23 protein-coding genes are annotated in these 24587 nt (G+C 71.4%); 11 read left to right on the top strand and 12 right to left on the bottom strand.

Annotation, left to right across the window (positions count from 1 at the left end):
* Nucleotides 1-104: 104 nt before the first annotated feature.
* Nucleotides 105-1247 (bottom strand): molecular chaperone DnaJ, encoded by a 1143-nt coding sequence (gene dnaJ / locus AGRA3207_RS32690; protein WP_231330973.1) that lies wholly within the window; start codon nucleotides 1245-1247, stop codon nucleotides 105-107.
* Entirely contained in the window at nucleotides 1248-2261 is a 1014-nt protein-coding gene (hrcA, locus tag AGRA3207_RS32685) for a heat-inducible transcriptional repressor HrcA (RefSeq protein WP_231330972.1), read from the bottom strand.
* 232 nt (nucleotides 2262-2493) lie between these two features.
* On the opposite strand from hrcA, the gene AGRA3207_RS32680 reads away from it, so the two are divergent.
* Both AGRA3207_RS32680 and AGRA3207_RS32675 read left to right on the top strand, forming a co-directional pair.
* Nucleotides 2494-3414 (top strand): DUF3097 domain-containing protein, encoded by a 921-nt coding sequence (locus AGRA3207_RS32680; RefSeq protein ID WP_231330971.1) that lies wholly within the window; start codon nucleotides 2494-2496, stop codon nucleotides 3412-3414.
* Between the two features lie 422 nt (nucleotides 3415-3836).
* Nucleotides 3837-4241, top strand: a complete 405-nt coding sequence (locus AGRA3207_RS32675) for a DUF4870 domain-containing protein (RefSeq protein ID WP_231330970.1) — start codon at nucleotides 3837-3839, stop codon at nucleotides 4239-4241.
* A gap of 50 nt (nucleotides 4242-4291) precedes the next feature.
* On the opposite strand, the gene hemW is transcribed toward AGRA3207_RS32675, so the two are convergent.
* Together hemW and AGRA3207_RS32665 are read right to left on the bottom strand one after the other, a co-directional pair.
* Nucleotides 4292-5500 (bottom strand): radical SAM family heme chaperone HemW, encoded by a 1209-nt coding sequence (gene hemW / locus AGRA3207_RS32670; RefSeq protein WP_231330969.1) that lies wholly within the window; start codon nucleotides 5498-5500, stop codon nucleotides 4292-4294.
* 119 nt (nucleotides 5501-5619) lie between these two features.
* Nucleotides 5620-6060: an antitoxin YezG family protein gene (locus tag AGRA3207_RS32665; protein WP_231330968.1), complete on the bottom strand. Its 441-nt coding sequence runs from the start codon at nucleotides 6058-6060 to the stop codon at nucleotides 5620-5622.
* A 297-nt stretch (nucleotides 6061-6357) separates the two neighbouring features.
* Here AGRA3207_RS32665 and AGRA3207_RS32660 point away from each other — a divergent pair, with 297 nt between their 5' ends.
* The 3 genes from AGRA3207_RS32660 to AGRA3207_RS32650 all read left to right on the top strand — a co-directional run bounded on the left by AGRA3207_RS32660 (nucleotide 6358) and on the right by AGRA3207_RS32650 (nucleotide 9799).
* On the top strand, nucleotides 6358-7239 hold the full coding sequence (locus AGRA3207_RS32660; RefSeq protein ID WP_231330967.1) for a hypothetical protein: 882 nt from the start codon (nucleotides 6358-6360) through the stop codon (nucleotides 7237-7239).
* Nucleotides 7240-7591: 352 nt separating this feature from the next.
* Nucleotides 7592-9097, top strand: coding sequence for a hypothetical protein (locus AGRA3207_RS32655; RefSeq protein WP_231330966.1), 1506 nt, complete (start codon nucleotides 7592-7594; stop codon nucleotides 9095-9097).
* 126 nt (nucleotides 9098-9223) lie between these two features.
* Entirely contained in the window at nucleotides 9224-9799 is a 576-nt protein-coding gene (locus AGRA3207_RS32650) for a DUF4870 domain-containing protein (RefSeq protein WP_231330965.1), read from the top strand.
* A gap of 11 nt (nucleotides 9800-9810) precedes the next feature.
* Here AGRA3207_RS32650 and AGRA3207_RS32645 read toward each other — a convergent pair whose 3' ends face one another.
* Together AGRA3207_RS32645 and lepA are read right to left on the bottom strand one after the other, a co-directional pair.
* Nucleotides 9811-10776 (bottom strand): Uma2 family endonuclease, encoded by a 966-nt coding sequence (locus AGRA3207_RS32645; protein ID WP_231330964.1) that lies wholly within the window; start codon nucleotides 10774-10776, stop codon nucleotides 9811-9813.
* A 134-nt stretch (nucleotides 10777-10910) separates the two neighbouring features.
* Entirely contained in the window at nucleotides 10911-12746 is a 1836-nt protein-coding gene (lepA, locus tag AGRA3207_RS32640) for a translation elongation factor 4 (RefSeq protein WP_231336469.1), read from the bottom strand.
* A gap of 254 nt (nucleotides 12747-13000) precedes the next feature.
* Between lepA and rpsT the strand changes: the two genes are divergently transcribed.
* Both rpsT and AGRA3207_RS32630 read left to right on the top strand, forming a co-directional pair.
* On the top strand, nucleotides 13001-13270 hold the full coding sequence (gene rpsT / locus AGRA3207_RS32635; protein WP_231330963.1) for a 30S ribosomal protein S20: 270 nt from the start codon (nucleotides 13001-13003) through the stop codon (nucleotides 13268-13270).
* Between the two features lie 40 nt (nucleotides 13271-13310).
* A complete protein-coding gene (locus tag AGRA3207_RS32630; RefSeq protein ID WP_338028238.1) occupies nucleotides 13311-13850 on the top strand; it encodes an RNA 2'-phosphotransferase in 540 nt (179 codons plus the stop codon).
* A gap of 15 nt (nucleotides 13851-13865) precedes the next feature.
* On the opposite strand, the gene AGRA3207_RS32625 is transcribed toward AGRA3207_RS32630, so the two are convergent.
* Nucleotides 13866-14357 carry a hypothetical protein gene (locus tag AGRA3207_RS32625; protein ID WP_231330962.1) on the bottom strand — a complete coding sequence of 164 codons (492 nt, stop codon included), beginning with the start codon at nucleotides 14355-14357 and terminating at the stop codon, nucleotides 13866-13868.
* 70 nt (nucleotides 14358-14427) lie between these two features.
* Here AGRA3207_RS32625 and AGRA3207_RS32620 point away from each other — a divergent pair, with 70 nt between their 5' ends.
* Nucleotides 14428-15291, top strand: coding sequence for a LysR family transcriptional regulator (locus AGRA3207_RS32620; protein WP_231330961.1), 864 nt, complete (start codon nucleotides 14428-14430; stop codon nucleotides 15289-15291).
* Between the two features lie 51 nt (nucleotides 15292-15342).
* On the opposite strand, the gene holA is transcribed toward AGRA3207_RS32620, so the two are convergent.
* On the bottom strand, nucleotides 15343-16296 hold the full coding sequence (holA, locus tag AGRA3207_RS32615) for a DNA polymerase III subunit delta (protein ID WP_231330960.1): 954 nt from the start codon (nucleotides 16294-16296) through the stop codon (nucleotides 15343-15345).
* Nucleotides 16297-16461: 165 nt separating this feature from the next.
* On the opposite strand from holA, the gene AGRA3207_RS32610 reads away from it, so the two are divergent.
* The 3 genes from AGRA3207_RS32610 (at nucleotide 16462) to AGRA3207_RS32600 (ending at nucleotide 17742) form a co-directional block, all read left to right on the top strand.
* Nucleotides 16462-16815: a hypothetical protein gene (locus AGRA3207_RS32610; protein ID WP_231330959.1), complete on the top strand. Its 354-nt coding sequence runs from the start codon at nucleotides 16462-16464 to the stop codon at nucleotides 16813-16815.
* Entirely contained in the window at nucleotides 16812-17258 is a 447-nt protein-coding gene (locus AGRA3207_RS32605) for a MerR family transcriptional regulator (protein WP_231330958.1), read from the top strand. Before AGRA3207_RS32610 ends, AGRA3207_RS32605 begins: the two co-directional genes overlap by 4 nt.
* A gap of 151 nt (nucleotides 17259-17409) precedes the next feature.
* Complete coding sequence (locus AGRA3207_RS32600) at nucleotides 17410-17742, top strand: YnfA family protein (RefSeq protein WP_231330957.1); 333 nt, start codon at nucleotides 17410-17412, stop codon at nucleotides 17740-17742.
* Between the two features lie 84 nt (nucleotides 17743-17826).
* Here AGRA3207_RS32600 and AGRA3207_RS32595 read toward each other — a convergent pair whose 3' ends face one another.
* The 4 genes from AGRA3207_RS32595 to hutI form a co-directional block, all read right to left on the bottom strand.
* Nucleotides 17827-20106, bottom strand: a complete 2280-nt coding sequence (locus AGRA3207_RS32595) for a ComEC/Rec2 family competence protein (RefSeq protein WP_231330956.1) — start codon at nucleotides 20104-20106, stop codon at nucleotides 17827-17829.
* A complete protein-coding gene (locus AGRA3207_RS32590) occupies nucleotides 20103-20849 on the bottom strand; it encodes a ComEA family DNA-binding protein (RefSeq protein WP_231330955.1) in 747 nt (248 codons plus the stop codon). Before AGRA3207_RS32590 ends, AGRA3207_RS32595 begins: the two co-directional genes overlap by 4 nt.
* A gap of 139 nt (nucleotides 20850-20988) precedes the next feature.
* Nucleotides 20989-22542 (bottom strand): IPT/TIG domain-containing protein, encoded by a 1554-nt coding sequence (locus AGRA3207_RS32585; protein WP_231330954.1) that lies wholly within the window; start codon nucleotides 22540-22542, stop codon nucleotides 20989-20991.
* A 539-nt stretch (nucleotides 22543-23081) separates the two neighbouring features.
* Nucleotides 23082-24296, bottom strand: a complete 1215-nt coding sequence (hutI, locus tag AGRA3207_RS32580; RefSeq protein WP_231330953.1) for an imidazolonepropionase — start codon at nucleotides 24294-24296, stop codon at nucleotides 23082-23084.
* Between the last annotated feature and the right edge of the window lie 291 nt (nucleotides 24297-24587).

The following is a 24587-nucleotide window of genomic DNA, read 5'->3' as shown; positions in this document are numbered from 1 at the left end:
CGCGGTCAGGCGGGACGCGGTCAGCAGGCGGGTCACGGCCGGGCGGCTGGACTCGGCCGGGCGGCTGGACTCCGTCGGGCGGCTGGACTCGGTCGGGCGCATCCCTAGCCGGGGTGCTGGTTGAAGACGTCGCGGAGCCGTGAGAAGACGCTCCGCTGCCCCGGCGCGAACTTGCCGGGCGGGCGCTCCTCGCCGCGGAGCTTGGCCAGCCGCCGCAGCAGCTCCTCCTGCTCCTCGTCCAGCTTGCCGGGGGTCTCCACGTTCACGTGGATCATCAGGTCGCCGCGGCCGCTCTCGTTGAGGTGCCGGACGCCCCGCCCGTAGAGGGTGATGACCTGGCCGGACTGCGTGCCCGGCTTGATGTCGACGCCCTCGGCGGCGTCCAGGGTCTCGATGGTGACGTTCGTGCCGAGCGCGGCGGCCGTCATCGGGATCTCGACCGTGCAGTGCAGGTCGTCGCCCTCCCGCTCGTAGATCGGGTGCGGCTTCTCCACGATCTCCAGGAACAGGTCGCCGGGCGGGCCGCCGCCCGGCCCGACCTCGCCCTCGCCGGCGAGCTGGATGTGGATGCCGTTCTCGACGCCCGCCGGGATCTTGACCTTGACGGTGCGGCGGGTGCGGACCCGGCCGTCACCGGAGCACTCGGCGCACGGGTTGCGGATCACCGAGCCGAAGCCGCCGCACGCCGGGCACGGGCGGGCCGTCATCACCTGGCCGAGGAACGAGCGCTGCACCTGCTGCACCTCGCCGCGCCCGTGGCACGTCTCGCACGTCTCGGGGTGGGTGCCGGGCGCGCAGCCCGAGCCCTCGCAGCTCGTGCAGGCGACCGCCGTGTCGATGGACAGCTCGCGGGTCGTGCCGAACGCCGTCTCGGACAGGTCGAGCTCGACCCGCAGCGTGGCGTTGCGGCCGCGCCTGGCGCGGGAGCGGGGACCCCGCGAGGCGGCGGTGCCGAAGAAGGCGTCCATGATGTCGCTGAACGGGAACCCGGCGCCGCCGAACCCTCCGGCGCCCCCACCGGCCCCGCCTGCCGCGAACGGGTCCGCGCCGAGGTCGTACATCTCGCGCTTCTTCGGGTCGGAGAGCACCTCGTACGCCTGGGTGATCTCCTTGAACTTCTCCTGGGTCTCCGGATCGGGGTTGACGTCCGGGTGGAGCTCGCGCGCGAGCCGGCGGTAGGCCTTCTTGACCTCGTCGGCGCTGGCGTCCCGGCGGACGCCCAGGGTCGCGTAGTAGTCGTTGGCCACTTACGACCCCGCCAGGATCTGTCCCACGTAGCGTGCCACTGCCCGTACCGCTCCCATCGTGCCGGGGTAATCCATGCGTGTCGGCCCGAGCACTCCCAGCCGGGCCAGTGTGAGGTCGCCCACGCCGTAGTCGGCGGCGACGACCGAGGTCGACCGGAGCCCCTCGTCGGGGTTCTCGGTGCCGATCCGCACCGTAAGAGTAGAGGAATCGCCGGTCTCGCCGAGCAGCCTCATGAGGACCACCTGCTCCTCCAGCGCGACCAGCACGTCCCGCAGGCTCTGCGAGAAGTCCACGGCCGCGAGGTTCGCCGCGCCCGCGAAGACGATCTTCTCCTCATGCTTGTCGACGAGCGTCTCCAGCAGCACCGACAGGACGGCCGCGGCGACCGGCCGGTCGTCGGCGCCGACCTTGTCGGGCAGGTCCGCGACGGCGGTCGGCACGTCGCCGAGGCCGAGCCCGTCCAGGCACGTGTTCAGCAACGCCCGCAGGTGGCCGATCGATTCCTCGGACACCACGCCGACGGTCTCGATGACCCGCTGCTCCACCCGCCCCGTGTTGGTGATCAGCACGAGCAGCAGCCGGCCCTCGGCGACCGGGACCAGCTCCACGTGCCGCACCGACGAGCGGGTCAGCGACGGGTACTGCACCACCGCGACCTGACGGGTGAGCTGCGCCAGCAGGCGGACCGTCCGGCCGACGACGTCGTCGAGGTCGTAGGCGCCGGACAGGAACGTCTCGATCGCGCGGCGCTCGGCGACCGACAGCGGCTTGATCGTGGACAGCCGGTCGACGAACAGGCGGTAGCCCTTGTCGGTGGGCACGCGGCCCGCGCTGGTGTGCGGCTGGGCGATGTACCCCTGCTCCTCCAGCACGGCCATGTCGTTGCGGATGGTGGCCGGGGACACACCGAGGTTGTGACGGTCGGCCAGGGCCTTGGAACCCACCGGCTCATTGGTGGAGACGTAGTCCTCGACTATGGCGCGCAGGACCGCGAGTTTCCGGTCGTCCAGCACGTGGTCACCTCCTTCATCCCCTGCCACGGGCCCCCATAGGTCCGGGCCACCGGCCGCCGCCGCTGGCACTCCGTACTCCCGAGTGCCAAGTGTACGGCCAGCGGGCGCGGTTCTGGAGTGCCCGCGGCCCGCACACCGTCCCGGCGCGCTGACGGGTCGACCGGCGGGAAGCGCCGGGGGCGCGCTTCCGGACGGCTGCGCGATCTTATCCTTACGGTTAATGTGCGGAGCTGTGCGGAGCAAGAAGTACGGAAACGACGTGCTGTCCGGCGATTGGCGGCGGCCCCGCAAGGGCCGGATACCCGAGATCGCGGCCGAACCCGGCCTTGTGGCGGAGGATCCCGACAGCGGCTTCTGCGGCGCCGTGGTCGGCTGCGACAAGTTCGGCGTCACCCTGGAGGACCGGTTCGGCAAGAGGCGGGTGTTCCCCCTCACGAAGGCCGGGTTCCTGATCGACGGGAAGCCGGTCACGCTGGTCCGGCCGGACGCCATGCCGGGGGGCGGCGCCGCGGCGGGCACCGCGGGGGACGCCGCCGACGGCGGCCCTGCCAAGGGTGCCACTGCCGAGGGCGCAAGCGGTAAGGGCACAAGCGGGAGAGGACCGGCCCGGTCGGCGTCCGGTTCGATCGCGGTCCAGGGGCTGCGCGCCCGGGTCGCCAAGGAGAGCCGCATCTACGTGGAAGGCATCCACGACGCCGAGCTGGTGGAGAAGATCTGGGGCCACGACCTGCGCGTCGAGGGCGTCGTCGTGGAGTATCTGGAGGGCGTGGACGACCTGCCCGCCATCGTCGAGGAGTTCGGCCCGGACGAGGGGCGGCGGCTCGGCGTCCTCGTCGACCACCTCGTGGAGGGTTCCAAGGAGAGCCGGATCGCCGCGCGGGTCACGTCCCCGCATGTGCTCGTCACCGGCCACCCCTTCATCGACATCTGGGAGGCGGTGAAGCCGTCGGCCGTCGGAATCCGCGCCTGGCCCCGGATCCCGCGCGGCGTACCCTGGAAGGAGGGGGTCCTCGCCGAGCTCGGTTGGAGGGAGGACGTGCGTGCGGGCTGGAAGCGGATTCTCCGCTCCGTGAACACCTACACCGACCTCGAACCCGCCCTTCTAGGACGCGTCGAGGAGCTCATCGACTTCGTGACCGCCCCCGCACCCTGACGCCGGCCCGCCCGGTGGCGGCGCCGGGAAGGAGCACCGCGATGACGCACGGGCAGCCGGATCCTCAGGGCAACCCGCAGGGCAATCCACAGGGCAATCCACAGGGCCAGGAGAACCCTGGTCAGAGCCAGGGAGAACAGCCAGGCTACGGTCAGCAGCCCGGATACCCGGGAGGTCAGCAGCCCGGATACGGGCAACCAGGGTATGGGCAGTCAGGCTACGGGCAGTCAGGTTACGGGCAGCCCGGACAGCAGCCCTATGGTCAGCCCGGATATGAGCAGCCCGGATACGGCCAGTCGGGGTACGGCCAGTCGGGGTACGGGCAGTCGGGGTACGGGCAACAGGGCTACGGGCAACCTGCGTATGGCCAATCGGGGTCCGGCCAGGCTGGATCCGGTCAGCCCGGATACGAGCAGCAGCCTGTGTACGGGCAGCAGCCGCAGGGTTACGACTACGGCGGGCAGGTGCAGCCGTACGGTCCGCAGGGCGCGCACAGCATGACGACCTCCGATGAGCGGACCTGGGCGATGATGGCCCACCTCGGGCAGTTCCTCCTTGGGGTCATCGCCCCGCTGCTGGTCTACCTGATCAAGAAGGACGAGTCGGCGTACCTGCGGCACCACGGCGCCCAGGGCCTCAACTTCGCGATCACCCAGTTCGTCTACTTCATCATCAACCTGATCTTGCTCTTCGTCCTCATCGGGTTCGTCACGATGATCGCGACCGCCATCGCGTCGATCGTCTTCCTGATCATGGCGGGGCTGGCCGCCAACCGGGGCGAGTGGTACCGCTACCCCTCTTTCATGGCCTGGCCGATGATCAGCTGACGGACGGGCCCACCGTTCAGGCCAGGTCAGGGCAGGGCAGGTGAGGTAGATCAGGTCAGGTCGCGGACGACGGCGTCGGCGAGCAGGCGCCCGCGCAGGGTGAGCACGGCGCGCCCGTCCTCGTAGGGGCCCGGCTCGATCAGGCCGTCGGCCATGGCCCGGCGGGCGGACGCGCCGTCCAGCAGCCCCGCCGGGCAGCCGTCCGCGAGCCGCAGCTCCAGCATGATCCGCTCGATGCGGCGATCCTCGGCGTCGAGGATCTCGCGGGCGTGGGCAGGGGTCGTCCCGTCGGCGAGACGTGCGGCGTAGGCGGCGGGATGCTTGACGTTCCACCAGCGCGTCCCACCGACGTGGCTGTGGGCGCCGGGGCCGACACCCCACCAGTCCGCGCCCGTCCAATAGAGAAGGTTGTGGCGGCATGCGGCGGCGGGGTCGGTGGCCCAGTTGGAGATCTCGTACCAGCGCAGGCCGTGCGCGGACAGCAGTTCGTCCGCGATGAGGTAGCGATCGGCCATGGCGTCGTCGTCGGGCGGGGTCAGTTCACCACGGCGCACCTGCGCCGCCAGGCGGGTTCCGTCTTCGACGATGAGCGCGTACGCCGACACGTGGTCGGGCTCGGCCTCCAGGGCGGCCTCCAAGGAGGCGCGCCAGTCGTCGTCGGTCTCTCCTGGGGCTCCGTAGATGAGGTCCAGGTTGATGTGCTCGAAGCCCGCCTTGCGCGTCCAGTCGACGACCTGTGGGACGCGTCCAGGGGTGTGGGTCCGTTCCAGGACGGCCAGGACGTGCTCGCGCGCGCTCTGCATGCCGTACGAGACGCGGGTGAATCCGGCTTCCCGCAGCTTTCCGAGGTACGCCTCGTCCACCGATTCCGGGTTGGCCTCGGTGGTGACCTCCGCGCCGGACGCGAGCCCGAATTCGGCGTCGACGGCGGCGAGGATGCGGCCGAGGTCGTCCGGTGGCAGGAGGGTCGGGGTGCCCCCGCCTACGAACACGGTCTCCACCGGCAGGCCGGCGTCGCCCAGTACCCGGCGCGCCATCCGGACCTCGGCGATGGCGGTGTCCGCATAGGAATCGCGGCTCGCGCCAGGGCCCAGCTCCGTCGCCGTGTAGGTGTTGAAATCGCAGTAGCCGCACCGTGTCACACAGAACGGGACATGGATATAGAACGCGAACGGCCGCGTCCCCAGCCCCTCCAGGGCGCTGCCGGGCAGCGCACCGTCGGCGGGTACGGGATCACCATCGGGCAAGGTAGCGGGCACCCCTCAAGTCTGCCCTCACCCGGACGGTGTTCCGGCCCTCCGTGATCACGCGCGCGCCGCGGGCGCGATCACGCTCGCGGCCCGTCCCGGCGATCACGTCCGACTGCCGACGACGGGGGTCACGCCTCGTTGAGCTTTTCGCGGAGCCACTCCGGAATGTGCTCGTCCGTGCGGGGGAACCGGTCGAGGTCCAGTGCGTAGGCGGACGGCGTCAGAGGCGGGGTGAACTCGGGTTCGCCCTCGTAGTCGAACTCGGCGCTGAACCGTCCCGAGCGCTCGACCTCCAGGCGGGCGGTGAACCAGGCGCCCTTACCGCGCCGGTACATGACGCGGCGCAGCTCGTCCATCCGCCCGACGGCCTGACCAGGCGGCATGGCCTTGCGGCGCCGTCCGTCCGCGCCCTGGACCTCGAAGGACGCGCTGTCGATCCCGACCGTCGCGCGGAACTCGAAACCGAGCCGCTCCCAGCCCGCGGGAGCGGCGGACCGCAGCGCGCGGACGGCGCCGTTCACCGCCTCCCGCTCCGCCGGGGAGCGCAGGACCTGCTCGGAGTGGGTCACGCGAAAACCTCCGGAGGTCGGATCTGCCGGTCGACTGGGCCGAAAGGCACGGTACCCCGTCACGGCCGCTGCCCTCCGACCGTACCGACATCTCGGGCCAGGCCAAGCAGCGCCGCCGTGTCGCGGCAAAACCACCGGGCCGGACACGGACCCCCGCGGGACGATCTTGGTCGAGCCGGGCGCGCCCCAGGTCGGCGGCCGGAACGGGGCGCCGGTCCCGGGGGTGTTCGCCGGAGGCGCGCCGGGACACGCCCGAATGGAATGTGCTGCGCCTCTTGGGCGGATAGGGTCGTCCGAATGCGGAATGAGGAGGCGGGCCGGGGGCGGGTGCCCGCGCGTGTCCTGCTGCGCGGCGAGCCGGACGGCTGGCACTGCGTGGTCGTGGCCGACTCCGGCGCGGTACGGCGCTGGGACCTCACCGGGGCCGGCACCCGCTGGCAGACCGGCGCGGGGTCTGGACCGGAGCCGCCCTGGTGGCACCGGCGGCTGTGCGAGACGGCGGACGCGCTGCGCGAGTCGGTCGGCGAGCGGCTGACGGACGCGACGTTCCGCGACCTCGGCGCCGAGGCCGCGATCACCTGGTTCGCCGTCGACGAGCCGGTCGAGTGGGAGGGCCTGGTCACGCTCCGGGAGCCCGACCCCGCGCGGTTCCCCGGCCGCGTGCCGCCGTTCGTCATCACCCTGGACCCCGGTCGCGGTGCCCTCCTCCCGGAGGCCGACCTCCTGTTCTCGACCCAGGCGCCGGACGCCTGGACCGCCCTCGCCGCCATCGCCGAGCGGTGCGGCACCCCGCCGCCCAAGGCGTCGTTCCTGTGCGGGTGGGCCGACCACCGGAGCGTCCGGGTGGGACGCGGGCGGCTCGCGCTGTCCACCGAGCGCGGCGAGGACGGCGCCGAGCGGCTCGCCGACATCTTCGGGACGCGCGCCCCCGGCTGGAGCGGCAACCCGGAGATGAGGTTCCGGCTCGACGGCATCGACCTGCTCGACGAGCCCGCCGCGGACGTGGTCGCACTGTTCCGCGGCCTTCGCCATGACGTCGTCCGGCGAGGGCGGACGGTACGGCTGCCCTCGATCGGCCTCACCCTCTACGAGCCCGAGTCGCACGCCCCGGCGGAACGGTTCACGGGCGTCTCGCTCCAGCTTCCGAGCACGCTGGCGGCCATCCGCACCATCGTCTGACGCCGTCCAATGGATGACCGCGCTCAAACGGATAACGCCGTCCAGCGGAGGGCGCCGCTCAAACGGATGACGCCGTCCAGCGGATCGACGCAAGAACGAACACGTGTGAAGGACGCGCATACGGGACGTGCAGGCGTGACGCGCATGTAGGGCTCGCGCGCAGGATGTGTTTAAAGGAGCAACACAGACTCCCGAACAGTTGCGCTGGGACGTGACTGAGCAGCCTGTCCGGCGGGCCCGGCGGGACGTTTGGCAGGGCACGGGGGCTTTGAGGGGGCGGCAACAGTCTCGACACTCATGGGGGACCGGCGCGTCACCTGAAAGCAACCCCGCCGTCCTAGGTTCGCCGATCATGAGAAGCCGTGCGCGTCACGCCGTCCTCGCCCTGACCGCGACAGCCCTACTGGGCACCCCGCTCGCCCTCTCCCCCGCCCACGCCGTCTCCCCCATCCACGCCGTCTCGCCCATCCACGCCGTCTCCCCCACCTACGCCGCGCCGTCTGCCCTCACCCTGTCTCCCCACCTCGCCGGGGCTCCCGACCTCGCTGCGGCGTCGGGCACGGTCGTGGTCCGGCGGGACGGTCCCGCCCGTTCGCTGACGTTCATCGCCCGGCAGGGCGGCGAGGCCGTCGTCGGCTTCGAGGCCGCTGCCCCCGGGATCTCCTGGGACCGTAAGGGCGCCGAGTCCGCCGTGGTGTCCATCGCGGTGGACGGCCGTCATGTGACCGATCTCGTCGTCCCCTCGTCCGAACCGACGCCGCGCAGCCTCGGCCTTGGGCATGTGCGCCCCGGGCGGCACAAGGTGACGCTGCGGTTCGCGCGAGGCAGCGCCCCGGCGGCGCGGCGCGTCCTGCTCACCCGGCCCCGCATCGGCGTGCCGCGCGCGGACCAGGTCGCCCTGCGGCACGCCCCCGTCATCATCGGCCGGACGACGGGACCCCTGAACGATCCGTACCAGAACGCCACAACGGACACGCCGCTGATCGCCTGGCACGAGACCAGGCCCGCCGAGACGCCCGGCCACCAGGTCATCGAATACTCGGTGGTGTGGAGCAACGAGGACGGCGGCACCGACTCGCCGGCGCTGATGGCCCGCTGGGGCCGGACGACCGACATCGAGTGGATCTACCGGGTCGAGGTCGACGCGTCCGGGAGGCGGGTGGACGGGACGGGCGTCTACCAGGCACCCGAGCACGCGACGCTGAAGTTCACCGGCCGCTACGAGGCCGACCACCCGCTGCTGCAAACGTGTACGCAGAACAACAACATGTGCGACGCCGTCTCCAAGGACGCGCCGCTGCGCTTCCTCCCGGACGTGCGAGCCGAGCGGCCCGCCGGACGGGCCCGCGAGGTCGTCATGGACCGCGAGCCATGGACATACCGGGTCATGGCACAGGAGATGGTCCGCGAAGAGAAGATCGAGGAGCCGTCCGATCCCTCCACCCGGGAGGTCGGCGACCAGCGCGCGTACCTGTTCGCCGAGTTCGCGAAGACCACCGGCAGCCCGGCGGGCACCGGCTCGGTGCCGGGGGTCGCACTCGGCGTCCGGCTGAAGTCAGATCCGTCGCGCCTGTACCGGTCCGACCACGACCAGCCGACGTGGTCGATCGAGCGGGACGGGGCCGTCGCCACCACCGTCGAGGTGCCCGAGGGCACGGCGCTCTCCGACATCGTCTCCGTCGAGGCGATCCGCCGTCCGGTCGGCGCGGGCGACAATGGCGCGTCCGCGACCGTCACGGCCGTCAACCGCGGCTTCTTCCTGGACGGGTCGTACCTGCCGCTGCCGTCCGGCATCAGCTGGACGGGGTCGGTCGCACTCTCGAAGGAGCGGCCGTCGGCCGTTCTCTGGCGTCCCTGATCCGCCGCGCACCGCCCGGCCCGTGACACGAACCGGTCACGGGCCGGCGAACGGCGGAACCCGGGTGAACTCGCGGTGCGTCCTAGGAGTCGTACAGGTCGTAGACTTCGCCAACAGCGTCGTTCAGTGAACCCGGAGAGGACACGCGCCATGGCCTACGGGCCTCCTCCGCAGCCCGGCCAGGGACAGCAGCCCGAATGGCAGCAGCAATCCCCGTGGCAGCAGCAACCCCAGCAAGGTTCCCAGTGGCAGCAGCCGCAGCAGCAAGCCGGTTCGGCTTGGCAGCAGCCGCCTCAGGGAGCGGCGTGGCAGCAGCCGCACCAGGGCGGGCCGCATGCTCCGGGCACGTCGCAGATGCCGGGGCACTTCGGCCCGGTCAGCGATGACGACAAGACGTGGTCGCTCATGGCCTACGTGGGCCAGTTCCTGGTCGGCGCGATAGCACCGGCGATCGTGTTCTTCGCCAAGGGGCGGTCGCCTTTCGTCCGGCGGCACGCGGCGCAGGGGCTGAACATGGGCATCGCGGCCATCGCCGTCTGGTTCGTCTGCGGGCTGCTGTCGCTGGCGGTGGAGGTGCTCATCTGGGCGCCGCTGCTGTTCACGGGCGTCGTGATGTTCTTCCTCGTCTACGCGGCGAGGGCGGCCAACCGCGGCGAGTTCCGCAAGGTGCCGACCGTGGTGGCCTGGCCCATCCTCAAGTAGCCGCTCGCGTGTCAGCCGTCCGCGGCCTCGGGCGCCGGTGGTGCGGCGTCGGCGGCGGGCCTCGGCCTGATCACGCGGACGATGCCGGATTCGAACGGCTCCCCCGCACCGGGCGGTCCGTCGGCACCGCGCGCGGCATCGCTCCCGGACCTCTCCTCGCTCTTGGGCAGCGCGTTGCCGGTGACCCCAGCGCCGTTCTCGGACGCGGCCCGGGATGCGGCATCGGACTCCGGCTTGCTCGCGGGGGCGGGGAGGACCGTCATCGTGCCGGGCTCACCCGGCGGCTGGTCCAGCCTGACGACGCGGCCCGGGTAGGCGCGCTGGGCGATCTCCACGTCCCGCTCGTCCCACTCGCCGTAGAACACCGGGCAGCCCTCCCAGAGCTCGACCTTCTCCGCCCCCGTCGGCCAGCGGCCGCGGAAGACGTCGAACCGGATCGGTTCCTCGGGGTACGGCATGCCGGGACCGGCGGCATCGTCGGCGGGCAGATCGGGCATGGCGGCTCTCCTCATCGGGACGGCCCGGCGGGGCGGCCGGAAGATCTCCTCGGGCGTGAGCACGATGCCGAACGGCCGGGACAGCCGGAGGGACGCGCCCCACGGCACCCGTTCCCGCGCGGCGTACCGTCCCTCGCCCGGGGACTCGTGGACGACCACCTCCGGCTCGCCGCCGCCGGTGTCCACCACCCAGTACGCCGGCACTCCGGACCGGGCGTACAGGTCCCGCTTGGCGAGCAGGTCGGCCTCGCGCGACGCCGGGGACACGACCTCGATGGCCAGAGCCGGAGCGCCCGTGACGTGACGGGGGCCGCCCTCCGCCCGCTCCCTGGGGAACACCATCAGGTCGGGACGCAGGAAGGTGCCGCCGGCGAGATGCGCTCCGAACCCCGTCAGGCACTCATGTCCGGGCTCCTGCGCCAGGCCGACGGGTACCACCAGGTCCGAGACGAGAAACTGGTGCAGCAACGTGTGGCTCACGACACCCAGTGTCCACGTGCGGACGCAACGTCACCACCGGTTCGGGCAAGCCCGCCGGATTACTTACGCCCCAGCCACGTCCGGCCCAGTTACTTCCGGCCCAGTTACTTCCGGCCCAGTTACTTCCGGCCCCGTTACTTCCGGCCCTTGTCGGTGGACTCCCCGCCGGTGGACAGCGCCGCGACGAAGGCCTCCTGCGGGACGTCCACCCGCCCGATGGTCTTCATCCGCTTCTTGCCCTCCTTCTGCTTCTCCAGCAGCTTGCGCTTGCGGGAGATGTCCCCGCCGTAGCACTTGGCGAGGACGTCCTTGCGGATGGCGCGGATGTTCTCGCGCGCGATGATGCGCGAGCCGATCGCCGCCTGGATCGGCACCTCGTACTGCTGGCGCGGGATCAGCTCCTTGAGCTTCGCGGTCATCATCAGCCCGTACTCGCGGGACTTGTCCCGGTGGACGATCTGGCTGAAGGCGTCCACCGACTCGCCCTGCAGCAGGATGTCGACCTTCACGAGGTCGGCCTCCTGCTCGCCGCTCGGCTCGTAGTCGAGTGAGGCGTACCCGCGCGTCCGGGACTTCAGCTGGTCGAAGAAGTCGAAGATGATCTCGGCGAGGGGCAGCGTGTAACGGATCTCGACGCGGTCCTCCGACAGGTAGTCCATGCCGAGCAGCACCCCGCGCCGCCCCTGGCACAGCTCCATGATCGCGCCGATGTGCTCGGCGGGCGACAGCAGTGTCGCCTTGACGACCGGCTCGTGCACGCCGCCGATCTTGCCCTCGGGGAACTCGCTGGGGTTGGTGACGGTGTGCTCGGACCCGTCCTCCATGACCACGCGGTAGATGACGTTCGGCGCGGTCGAGATCAGCGAGAGGCCGAACTCGCGTTCCAGCCGCTCCCGGACGATCTCCATGTGCAGCAGCCCGAGGAACCCGCAGCGGAACCCGAAGCCGAGCGCCGCCGACGTCTCCGGCTCGTAGATCAGCGCGGCGTCGTTCAGCCGCAGCTTGTCGAGCGCGTCGCGCAGCTCGGGGTACTGGTCGCCGTCCATCGGGTACAGCCCGGAGAACACCATGGGCTTCGGGTCCTGGTACCCGCCGAGCGCCTCGGGCGCCGGGCGGTTCGCGCCGGTGACGGTGTCGCCCACCCGCGCCTGCCGGACGTCCTTCACCCCGGTGATCAGGTAGCCGACCTCGCCGACGCCGAGGCCCTGCGCCGGCAGCGGCTCCGGCGAGATCACCCCGACCTCCAGGGTCTCGTGGGCGGCGCCCGTCGACATCATCAGGCTCTTCTCGCGCCGCGACAGGTGCCCGTCCATGATCCGGACGTAGGTGACGACGCCCCGGTAGGTGTCGTACACCGAGTCGAAGATCAGCGCCCGCGCGGGGCCGTCCGGGTCGCCGACCGGCGCCGGCACGTCCCGCACGATCTTGTCGAGCAGTTCCCGGACGCCCTCGCCGGTCTTGCCGGACACCCGCAGCACCTCGGACGGGTCGCAGCCGATGATCCCGGCCAGTTCCTCGGCGTACTTCTCCGGCTGCGCCGCCGGAAGGTCGATCTTGTTCAGGACGGGGATCAGGTGCAGGTCGGCCTCAAGCGCGAGGTAGAGGTTGGCGAGCGTCTGCGCCTCGATGCCCTGCGCGGCGTCCACCAGCAGGACCGCGCCCTCGCACGCCGCCAGCGACCGCGACACCTCGTAGGAGAAGTCGACGTGCCCGGGGGTGTCGATCAGGTTGAGCACGTAGTCGCGGCCCTCGGACGCCCACGGCAGCCGCACCGCCTGGCTCTTGATCGTGATGCCGCGCTCGCGCTCGATGTCCATGCGGTCGAGGTACTGGGCGCGCATGCGACGCTCCTCGACGACTCCGGTCAGCTGGAGCATCCGGTCGGCGAGCGTCGACTTGCCATGGTCGATGTGCGCGATGATGCAGAAATTGCGGATGATCGCGGGATCGGTCTTGTCAGGCGCGGGCACCGGGGTCCGTTCGAAACTCACTGGTGGACGTGGACTGGGAATCTCGGGAATCGACTGCGTCTCCCATAGTCCCATGCCGGACGCGATGCTCCGTGCACCTTTCGGTTTGGGGCGGGCGCCCGCGGTTGGTAGGCTGTGCGACTGCGTGTGGCGTAGCGTCGTGCCCCGGGGCACCGTCCGCCCCCGTCAGACCTGTCATTAGAGCCTGCCGTCGAGGGCAGGCGAGGATCGCGACCAAGCTGAGGCACTACGACGTGGCTAACATCAAGTCCCAGATCAAGCGCAACAAGCAGAACGAGAAGGCCCGGCTGCGCAACAAGGCCGTCAAGTCCGAGCTGAAGACGGCGATCCGCAAGTTCCGCGAGGCCGCCGAGGCCGGGAACGTCGACGAGGCCACCGCCGCGCAGCGTCACGCCGCCCGCAAGCTGGACAAGGCCGTCAGCAAGGGCGTCATCCACAAGAACCAGGCCGCCAACCGCAAGTCGGCGATCGCCAAGCAGGCCGCCGCCCTGCAGGCCAAGTAGGACGCGCACGCCCGGGGCCGGCACGCGCCGGCCCCGACGCATGTCCATGGACGAGCGCCGCACGGTGAAGATCTCCAAGTATCTCGCCAAGCACCTCCGGCACCGCCCCGAGCGGATCGGCCTCACGCTCGACGCCGCGGGCTGGGCGGACGTCCCCGAGCTGCTCGACGCCGCCGCGCGCCACGGCTTCCCCTTCACCAGGACGGAACTGGAGCACGTCGTCGCCGTCAACGACAAGCGGCGCTACGCCCTGGACGGGGACAGGATCCGCGCCGTCCAGGGCCACTCGATCGAGGTCGAGCTGAACCTCCCCGTGGCCACGCCACCGGACCTGCTTTACCACGGGACCGCCGAGGGCGCGGTCGCCGTGATCCGCCGCGAGGGCCTGCGGCCCATGGGCCGCCACGCCGTCCACCTCTCCCCCGACCACGACACGGCGCGCCGCGTGGGCGCCCGCCGTGGCGTGCCCGTCGTCCTGACCGTCCGGTCCGGGCGGATGGCGGCCGACGGCCACCTGTTCCATCTCAGCCCCAACGGCGTCTGGCTGACCGCCCGGGTACCGCCCGAGTACCTCCGCTGACCCTGGCCGCCCGCCTCAGCGGACGTCCAGCCCGATCTCGGCGGCCGCCGCCCAGTCGGGGACGTGCCGCACCCCTCCGGGCGCCTCCTGCGGCCCGAACAGGTATCGGTGCGCGACGATGCCGTCGATGGCCCGGTGCACGTCCAACCGATCGTCGATCATGTGCGTGATCCCGAGCTCCGCGCAATGCCGCGCCTTCTCGGCGCGCTTCCGGCAGAACCGGACGTTCCCGCGCGGCAGGCCGGCCCGCTCGTAGAAGTCGTGGTGGTCGAGCCAGGCCAGCGTGCGCCGCCGTACCCGCTCCCCGCACTTGGAGATGATCCAGGCCCGTCCCCCGAACGCCTCGATCAGCCCCGGCAGGACGTCCCACATCCCCTCCGTCGCCGGCGAGGCGAGCGCCTCCTCGAAGTCACCGCCGAGGAACACGGTGTCGGCGTCCCCGGGCGCGAGCGGTCCGCCATGGATGACGCGACCGAAATCGATGCCCAGCCGGGCTTCAGCGTCCATGCACCCAACGATGAGGGCCACATCCCTAAAGCAGAACTATCAACAAGCCGGACAACTATAGTTTCCGCCTATGGAACTCGGCCGCCTGTCAGCGGACGCCCTCGCGTCGTTCGCCGTGTTCGCCGACCACCTCAACTTCACCCGCGCCGCCGAGGCCCTCCACATCTCCCAGCCCGCCCTGCACGTCAAGGTGCAGAGGCTCGCCGAGACCCTCGGCCACCCGCTCTACCTGCGCCAGGGCCGCCGCCTCGTCCTCACCCCCGAAGGTGAGGCGGTCGCGCGCTTCGCCCGCGACCTCGACGCCCGCGTCACGGCCTTCCTCGCCGAGATCCACGGCCGTTCCCCCGCCCGCACCCCTACCCTCGCCGCCGGCGAGGGCGCCTACCTCTACCTGCTGGGCGACGTCGTCCGCCCTGGCATCCACCTGGTCAACGGCGACCGCGCCCACACCCTCACCGCCGTCCGCACCCGCCGCGCCGACCTGGGCGTCGCGGTCCTGGACGTGCTCCCCGCCGGCATCGACGCCGTCCTCCTGGCCTCCTACCCCCAGACACTCGTGATGCCGGAGGACCACCCGCTGGCCGCCCTCTCCTCACTGACCCTCGCGGACCTGGCGGGCAGCGCCCTGGTCGTCCCGCCCCCCGCGGGCCCCCACCGCATCGCCCTCGAACGCGCCCTCCGCGCCGCCGAGATCCCCTGGACCCTCGCCGTCGAGGCCGAGGGCTGGCCGCTCCTGCTGCACTTCGTGTCCCTCGGCATCGGCCTCGCGGTCGTGAACGGCTGCGTCACCCCGCCACCGGGTCTCGTCCAACGCGAGATCACCGACCTCCCCGCGGTCCCGTACTACGCCCTCCACCTCCCCGACCGCGCCGACGATCCCCTGGTCACCGACCTGCTGTCCGAAATCCGCACGACCTTGAGAAGACGGCCCTGAACAGATGCTCCAAACGCGCCAGCCGAGACCACCCAGGGACGGAAGGAGGAATCAGCCGCGGGCGGCGACGATGTCGGCGACCGTCTTCTCCAAGGCGTACGCGGGATCCGCCGCGCCGCCCTTGACCTGCGCGTCGGCTTCGGCGACGGCGGCCAGCGCGCGTGCCACCCCGTCCCCCGACCAGGCACGCAGCTGTTTCTGGACGCGTTCTATCTTCCACGGGGGCATGCCCAGGTCCTTGGCGAGCGCCGCACCACGCGCGCCGCGGGGCGCGCCTCCGACCCTCGCGAGACCCCGCACCCCCTGGGCGAGGGCGCTGACGATCAGCACCGGCGCCACGCCGGTCGCCAGCGCCCACCGGAGCTGTTCCAGCGCTTCCGCGAGGCGCCCCTCGATGGCCTTGTCCGCCACCGTGAAGCCGCTGACCTCGGCCCGGCCCCGGTAGTACCGCGCGACGGCCGCATCGTCGATCTTGCCGCCGGTGTCGGCGACAAGCTGGCTGCACGCCGCGGCCAGCTCGCGCAGATCGTTGCCGACGGCGTCGAGCAGCCCCCGGGCGGCGTCCGGGGAGATCTTCCCGCCCGACCTGCGGATCTCGGCCCGGACGAAGTCGACGCGCTCCCCCATCTTGGTGACCTTCGGGCACGAGACCTTGCGTGCCTTGAGCTTGGTCAACCCGTCCACGAGGGCCTTCCCCTTGGCGCCGCCGTGGTGGGCGGCCACGAGGACCACGTCGTCCGCCGGTGTCCTGGCGTACTTGAGCACCTCGGCGGTCAGGTCCTTGCCCAGGTCCTGCGCCGATCTCAGCACGAGGACCTTCCCGCCACCGAACAGCGAGGGCGACGTCAGCTCCGCCAGCCGTCCCGGCTCCAGCCCGCCCGGCGAAAGATCGATCACCTCGGCTTCCGGGTCCTCCGCGCGCACGGACGCGACGACATCGCCGATCGCCCGCTCCACCAGCAGTTCCTCGTCCCCCACGATCAGGGTGATGGCCTCAACCGACACCCCTGCAGCATGCCACGCCCCCGCCCCCGCCCGCGCCCCAACAGCCGCGCGTCCGAGCCACAGAAGCACCACCGAAACATGCATTGGCGGTTGCATCTTGTACCTGTGTACGGGCTTACCGTCGTGGTGTGGCCGCCGCGGGTCGGCCAGTCTGGGAGCGGAGAGATGACCGAGTCCGAGGTGCCGATCATGTGCACCCTGTCGCCGAACAACATGGTGGAGCGCCTGACGCGGTTCGAGAGTCTGTTCGCCGAAGCCCTGACAGCGGTCGAGCGGAAAGCGCTGTCTCTACGGCTGACCTTCGATGCCGACGCGGAGAAGGAGGCAGCAATTCGGGACCTGTTCGCTTTGGAACAGCAGTGCTGTGCGTTTCTGACCTTGACCTGCACTCGTACCGCTGCGGGCCTGATAGTGGACGTGACCGTGCCACGGGATGCGGAACCGACGCTGGACGGCATACAGACCCTGGCCGGGCGCAACGCGCCACCGGAGATCGTCGCGCAGGGCTGGACCGGATGACCGGCCAGTACGAAGGACTACGGTCCGGCCAGCTCGCCGAAGCGGCGGGCGTGAACCCGCAAACGCTGCGGTACTACGAACGGCGCGGCCTGCTGGCCGAACCGGAACGCACGCTGGGCGGCCATCGGCTGTACCCCGCCGAGGCGGTCACCGTGCTGCGGGTGATCAAGACCGCGCAGCGGCTCGGGTTCAGCCTGGACGAGGTCGCCGACCTGCTGGAGACCACGTCGCATCGGCACGGCGACCGGGACGCCGGACTGGCCGAGCGTGCACGGGCGAAGCTGATCGAGGTCGAACAGCGGATCACCGACCTGGAACTCGTGCGCGCCACGTTGCGGGAGGCTGTCGACGCCGGTTGCGACGATCTCATCGCCTGCGCCCGGCAACCGCGCTGCCCGCTGCCGTTCACTGATCTCACCCCCGCCGACGCGAAGAAGCCGTGAACCCCTCGTTCACGAGCTGTATCGGGCCCGGTGGGCTGGCCGCTGCCGACGGTGTCGCCCACGACGTGGCATCGGCGGGCGGGTGCGGGCATGGACGCGGGTGTGCGCCACCGGGCATGACCTGCGGAGAGCGGCGGGTACGGTTCGGGGCATGACGGTCGCCCGGTCCCTGGCTGTGTTCGCGCTCGCTGCGGTCGCCGAGATCGGGGGCGCCTGGCTGGTCTGGCAGGGCGTGCGGGAGAACAAAGGAGCCTGGTGGATCGGCGCAGGGGTGATCGCCCTGGGCATGTACGGATTCGTCGCGACCTTGCAGCCCGATGCCCACTTCGGCCGGATCCTGGCCGCCTACGGTGGTGTGTTCGTCGCCGGATCGCTGGCATGGGGGATGGTGATCGACGGGTTCCGGCCCGACCGGTGGGACGTCATCGGGGCCCTGGTCTGCCTGGCCGGTGTCGTGGTCATCATGTACGCGCCCCGCTCTTGACGCGCTTAAGGCGCCGGACAGAAGAGTGATGAGCGCCCGGGTGATGCGTGACGCCGACCATGTCGATCCGCGCCGCGCCCTTGTTCAATGGCGGGCGACGGCGGCTACGCCGGTTGTAGTGCGGATCACGGCGATGTCTCCCTCCTGGTCAGTGCGGTGGATCTGGGTGTGCGCCCGTTCGAGGAGGGCGAGCGTGAGGGAGGACGGGTGGCCGTAGTCGTTCTCCTTGCCGACGGAGATGAGCGAGATCGCGGCGTGGGCGGCCGTGATGAAGGCGGGATCCTGGCTTCTGGAGCCGTGGTGCGGGACTTTCAGCACCTGGACGGAAGGGATTGTCGCTGACAGGGCCCGCTGGGCTTCGATCTCGACGTCTCCGGCCAGGAGCGCACTGAAGCCGGGCCGTCGGGCCACCAGGACGATGCTCGCGTTGTTGACGGTGGTGCCGTCGTCGCCCGGGGTGAGGACAGGCGCAGCAGCCAGGGGGCCAAGGATCGAGAGCGTGAGGTCTCCTACCGTCCACCGCTGGTCGGTCAGGGCGGGACGGGGGCGGAGCCAGGGGATCTGCCGTGCCTCTCGTCCGGACGTGCGCGGGGTGGTGAGGACCTCGTGGACGGACCGGCCCTGACGTACGCCGGGGGCGCCGTCGATGTGGTCTGCGTGGGGATGGGTCAGGATGAGCAGGGGAACGTCGCGGACGCCCAGGCGCCGGAGGCAGCCGTCGATCGGCGCGGGATCCGGGCCGGCGTCCACGACCACGGCCTGACCGGGACCGGCGGCCAGCGCCAGGGCGTCGCCTTGGCCGACGTCGCAGGCGACCATCTGCCATCCGGGCGGCGGCCAGCCCGGGGCGACGACGCGCAGGGCGACGACCGCGACCAGCACGCCGACCATGGCGGAGGCCGCCGTCAGGCGTAGCCTCGGGCTGCGCAGGATGAGGAGGGCGATCCCGCCCGCGAGCAGGACCGTGACCGCGCCGAGCCCGCCGGCCGTCCAGGGGATCGTCGCATACGGGAGGGCCGAGGCGGTGCGGGCGACCCGGATGATCCAGCCGACGGCGAAACCGGCGGGCCAGACCACGAGCCGGGCGGCCGGCGGGGACGCGAGCGCGGTGACGGTGGCGAGCGCGCCGAGGAGCGTGGCCGGGGCCACCGCCGGGGCGGCCAGCAGGTTGGCGAACACCGAGACCACGCCCAGTTCGCCGGAGATCATCACCAGGACGGGCGCGACGGCCACCTCGGCGGCGGCCGTGACGGCGAGGGCGTCCGCCAGCGGGCCGGGCATCCTGCGGGCGAGCCGTTCGCGCCAGGGGGGAGCCAGGACGAGCAGCCCGGCGGTGGCCAGGACCGAGAGCGCGAACCCGTACGAGCGCGCGAGCGTGGGATCGATCAGGACCAGCAGCAGGACGGCCGCCCCCAGCGCGGGGAGCCCATGACGCTGACGTCCTGTGAGCAAGGCGAGGAGGCCGATCATCCCCATCACCGCTGCCCGCAGGACGCTCGGCTCGGGCCGCGCGATCACGACGAAGGCGAGCACGGCGAGCGCCGCGACGGGTGGAGCGCGCCGCCGTCCAAGGCCCGCCAGGCGGCACAGGCCGAGGACCGCGGCGGTGACGATCGCCAGGTTGGCGCCCGAGACCACCAGCAGGTGGGTGAGACCGGCGACCCTGAAGTCCTCGGCGAGTTCCTCGTCGAGCCCGGAGGTGTCACCGACGACCATGCCGGGCAGGACGGCGCGCTGGTCGGGCGGGAGGTGCCCGACCGAAGCCCGGAGCCTCCCGCGCACGTGCTCGGCTGCGCGTTGCGCGGTGGACGGCGGGCCGAGCAGGGTGGGCGGGCCACGGACCAGCACGACGGCGGCGAGGAGCTCGGCCTGGTGCGGTGTCCGGAAGGTGCCGATGAGCCGCACACGCCGGCTGGGCACGAGGCGGAGCCACTGGGGATGGCCCGCGATCAGCAGCACGGGGACCCGCACTCTGGCTCCGGGCACCGTCTCCACCCGGGCCCTCAGGATGACGATCCGCCGTCCGGCGCCCGGTTTCGATCGCGGATCGCCGGTCACGACCGCTTCGGCGGTGGCGGTGCGCCCGGTCCGTGCCAGCTCCCGCACCGGCCCGGTCCCGACGGCGGCCGCCCGGAGCGCCACACCGCCCGCGGACGCGGCGGCGCACATCAGGACCACCCCGACCAGCATCCGCCGTGGCTTCGACTCATCTCGGACCGCCTTTCGGGTCGTGAGGCAGTAGAGGGCCGGGACGGCCGTGGCGAGGGTGAGCGCGCACGCGAGGGTCGGGGACAGGCCGAGGGTGAGGGCCGCTGAGAGCCACACGGCCAGGGCCGGGGCGACCAGGCGGAGGTCGGTTCTCATACGCGGACCATCGGTTTGAGGTCGGCGAAACGCCGGGCGCCGATGCCGGTGACCTCCTGGAGCTGCTCGACCGAGCGGAAGCCGCCGTTCTGTGTGCGGTAGTCGAGGATGCGCTGGGCGAGGACGGGGCCGACGCCGGGCAGTTGGTCGAGTTGCGCGACGGTCGCGGTGTTGAGATCGAGCGGCGTCGCTCCGGCCGCTCCGCCGGGGGGAGCCGTGCCGGGGGGAGCCGCGCCGGAGGGAAAGGCGCCGGCTGGGGATGGCGGGCCGCCGCCGGGGGGTGGGCGGATGCCGACCGGGATCTGCTCGCCGTCCACGACCTTGCGGGCGAGGTTCAGCGCGCCTGTTCCGGCTCCCGGGCGGACACCACCGGCCGCCTTGATCGCCTCGGCCACCCGGGAGCCGGACGGCAGCGTGATCACTCCGGGGCGGCGGACCTTGCCGAGGACGTGCACGACGACGCCGGAGGCGGCGACCGGCGTCACCGTTGTGGTGGAGGACGGGTCACGGGACAGCGAGGCGCGCGCGACGGGCTGCGGGGCGGGCTGGGGACGCGGGCGGGCCAGCAGGAGGTAGCCCGCGGCCACGAGGAGCGCGGCCACTCCGACGGCGATGAGCACGCGGACGTTGGACCGGTCGGGACTCGCACGCAACCGGGAGGACAGCGGCTCCCGCAGCGGGCCCATAGTGATCTTCAGGCGGTCGGCCAGGGTCTGACGGCGATCGTGATCGGTGGTTCGCATGCTTCGACGCTAGGCGTGGCCGCATCGACACAGAGGGTGCGCGGAAGATTGTGGATAACTCGCGGAAGGCGGAGGCGGGCCTGCGGAAGCCTGTGCGCGTTACTCGTCGTCTATCAGGAGCCCGATGACGCTCAGCGGGTCAGAGCCGCTGGTCGGAGGCCAGCTTCTTGTAGGTGAACTCGTTTGCCGGGGTAGCCGGGGACGAATATCCGTTCGCGAACACGCTCACGTTCACGGTCGAGGGCTTGCCTACACCGCTGTGACCGGGCGCGGGCACGACGATCTGGGCGGGCGGGGTGAACTGGACCGGCCTGGCGGCGACGTCGCCGAAGTAGACCTTGGGCGGCGGCGTGCACGGAACACCGGAGCTGAAGTTCACGCCGGTGATGGTGACCGGGGTACCGGCCGATCCACTGTCGGGGCTGATGCCGGTGACCACCACGGGCGCGGGACCACCGTAGGCGAACTGGCCGAACGGGACGGCCGGGGAGGTGCCCAGGTCGGTGGTGACGCGGACCGCGACGACGCCGACGCCCCGGGGCGCGTGGGCGGTGATCTCGGTGCCGTCGTCGTTGACGGAGAACCGGGGGCAGGGCACCGTGCCGAAGTCGACGACGGTGCCGGTCCCGAAGCCGCTGCCGGTGATGGTGATTGTGGTGCCCTCCGCGCCGGCACCTGGGCTGATGGTCGTCACCACCGGGCCTGGTGGAATGTCGGGCGTGCCGAGCAGGCCGAGGTAGGTGGAGTTGGCGTGCTGGAAGGCGACCTGGCCCATGAAATCCTCCAGCGACTTCTTGACCACGCTGGGGTCGTAGGCCCCGCCCTTGTAGTCGTGGTTCAGGGAGAAGGCGTCCCCCGGCTGCGCGTAGACGTTGGGGCCGGGGAGGCCCGCGATCGCCGAGATGACCCCTTTGACTTCAAGGTTCGCCGCCGGGCCGGGCGGATCGGGGTAGTAGTTCTCCCTGGCGCAGTCAAGGTCGGTCCAGGCCTGCGGCACGAGGTCCCAGACGTTGAAGCAGCGCTCGTTGGCGACCCAGTCCACGGAGTCGACGTAGGAGGCGAAGTCCGGGCCGCCGGCGGAGGGCGCGGCGAAGGTGTGGAGCGCGAACCGCGGGGTCGTGCCGGGCCAGGTCTGTGCCTGGAGGTAGGGCGCGACCATGGTGGCGATACAGCCGCCGAGACTGTGGCCGGTCACGTAGACCGTCGGGTCCGGCCGCGCCTGCCGCAACACGCCGGCGAGCGCTTGCACCAGGGAGACGCCCCCCGGTTCCATGGCGATGACTTGGGTGAACGCCTCCATCGCCCCTTTGGAGACCGAGACGGGGACGGGTCTCGGCGGCGATTCGACGGCCGTGAACGGGACCATCGTGCCGACGCCGAGGTCTTCGAGGAGGTCGGCCACGTTGCCGACCGTGCCGCGGATGACCACGGCGAACTCGTTGGAACCGTCGGTGTTCGCCGCCAGGTACGCCATGTTCGCGTTGTCCACGCTCAGCCCGACCCACTGCAAGGTCCAGGTGCCCTGGGTGGCGAGGGAGGAGTCGGCCAGCCGCTGGAGTATGCCCAGGGAGGTGCGGTTGCTCTGCTGCGCCAGCGTCTCTCCCGACGGGCGAGGGGTGGCGGCAGTGGCCGCGATCGCCGCGAGCGTCATGGTCACCTGGCGCGCCGTCGGCTGGAGCGGTTCGTTCGACATGCTCACTCCCCTGGGCCCGCGAACGAGCCGGGTTCGGTCTCGGACGCAGACGCGCTTCCCTGGAACTCCGGAACGTCATCCTATCGTCACTTAGCGCAGCGGGCAGCGGTGGCGCATAGACGATTAGTGCGGACGGGGCGTCGGTGCAAGCAGATCATCGGGACGCTGCCGGGTGTGGGTCCTTCCGGAGCGGCTTCGACGGTGCCGATGTCACCTTCGTCCCGCCTGATACTGCTCACGGTGGATCGCGGGAGACGGCGGTGAGTGCGGTGCTGTTCTGGGAGCCGGGTGGGAAGCAGGCCCTGAATCCATGACGGCTGTCGGCTGTACACCTCGCGAAAGGGAAGTACTTTTCCCACCTGGTTATGAAATGTCCGTCACAGATCCCGTGGACCGATCGGACTGCATTTCGGCACGGATGTGCCGGGATGGCGTGGAGGTGCTCCGCCTGGAATTCGGAGGCGGGTTCCGCGCGGAGGATCGGCGTTTGCCGCGCCGGGTCGATCGTGGTGGGTTCAGGGCCGCAGGAGGGTGGGTCCTCAGGCTTGGACGGGAGTGCCGCCTCGCCAGACGCGTAGGGCGCGGAGGCCGAACGCCCAGGCGAAGGCGCCTTCGTGGTCGGCGTCCCAGAGGACGATGTCGGCGAGCATGCCGGGGGCGAGGGATCCGCGGTCGCCGACGCGCATGGCGGCGGCTCCGCCGAGGGTGGCGGCGCGGAGGGCCTCGGTGACGCTGAGGCCGAACATGGCGACGGACAGGCCGATGACCAGTGGCATGGAGGTGATGCCGCACTGTCCGGGGTTGTGGTCGGTGCCGAGGGCGACGGTGACGCCGCGGTCGAGCATCTGCCGGACGGGTGCGGGGGCGCGGCTGCTGTTGAGGGCGCTGCCGGGGCAGACGGTGGCGGTGACCCCGGCGTGGGCGAGCGCCTTGATGTCGTCGTCGTTGGCCTGGGTGAGCAGGTCCGCGGACGCGCAGCCGACCTCGGCGGCGACCTGCGCGGCGCCGATGCGCTCGTTGGCGCAGGCGTGCATGCGGGCCCTGAGCCCGGCGCGCTTGCCGGTGAGCAGCAGGGCGCGGGCCTCTTCGGCGGTGAAGTGGCCTTCGTCGCAGTAGACGTCGATGCTGTCGGCGCCCGCGACGGCGGCGTCGCCCGCCCAGAGGCGGACGGCCTCGATGTAGTCGCGGCGGCGGCCGAAGAACTCGGGCGGCAGGATGTGCGCGGCGAGGAACGTCGCGTGGATGCGCGGCATGGACGGTTCGCCCTCCAGGGAGCGAAGCATCCGGATGTCGGCGAGTTCGCCGTCGCGGGTGAGGTGGTAGCCGGTCTTGGCCTCGACGGTGGTGGTCCCGGCGAGGATCCACTGCCGGAGGCGTTCGCGGACGCCGTTGCACAGCGTCCAGGGATCGGTCCCACGGGTGACGGTCACGGTGGAGTTGACACCGCCGCCCGCGGCGGCGATGGCGGAGTGGGACGAGCCGCTGGTGCGCATGGCCAGTTCGGCCCAGCGGTTGCCCGCGTAGACCGGGTGGGAGTGCGCGTCGATGAGTCCTGGTGTGACCAGGCCGCCGCCGAGGTTCTCCACGTGGTCGACGTCGACGATGTCGTCGATGATGCCGGGGACGCTCTGGGGGAGGTCGGAGGCGGGTCCGGCCCAGACGATCCGGTCGTCGTGGATGAGCACGGCGGCGTTGCTGCATACATCGGTACCGGTCCAGAGCCTGCCGATGTTCGTCAACAGCCGTACCGTCATAGGGTCACCGACCTGGGTGGAGCTTCGCGCCCGTGGGCGCGGTACCGGGTGCCATGGAGGGTCGTGTCACGGCGGGCCGTGTCACGAGGTGGGGTGTCGCGGGGCGCGGTGTCACGGAAATGCGGGGTGGGCCGCCCACCCTCGTGCCGATGTGCGGATCTGACATGGAGTGGGCCACCTGCTCTCGATCCGAAACACCGACTGGCGGCCGGCGATTCACCGTTGGAGGGTCGGGTGATCGGGTGACCACCACTGGCAACGAGACCGGAGATATCGGTTTCGTCACGGTAG

This window comes from Actinomadura graeca (assembly GCF_019175365.1).
In the GTDB taxonomy this organism is placed as follows: Bacteria; Actinomycetota; Actinomycetes; order Streptosporangiales; family Streptosporangiaceae; genus Spirillospora; species Spirillospora graeca.
Note: the sequence above shows the minus strand (reverse complement) of the source record. Positions and strands in the feature narration are given on the sequence as shown.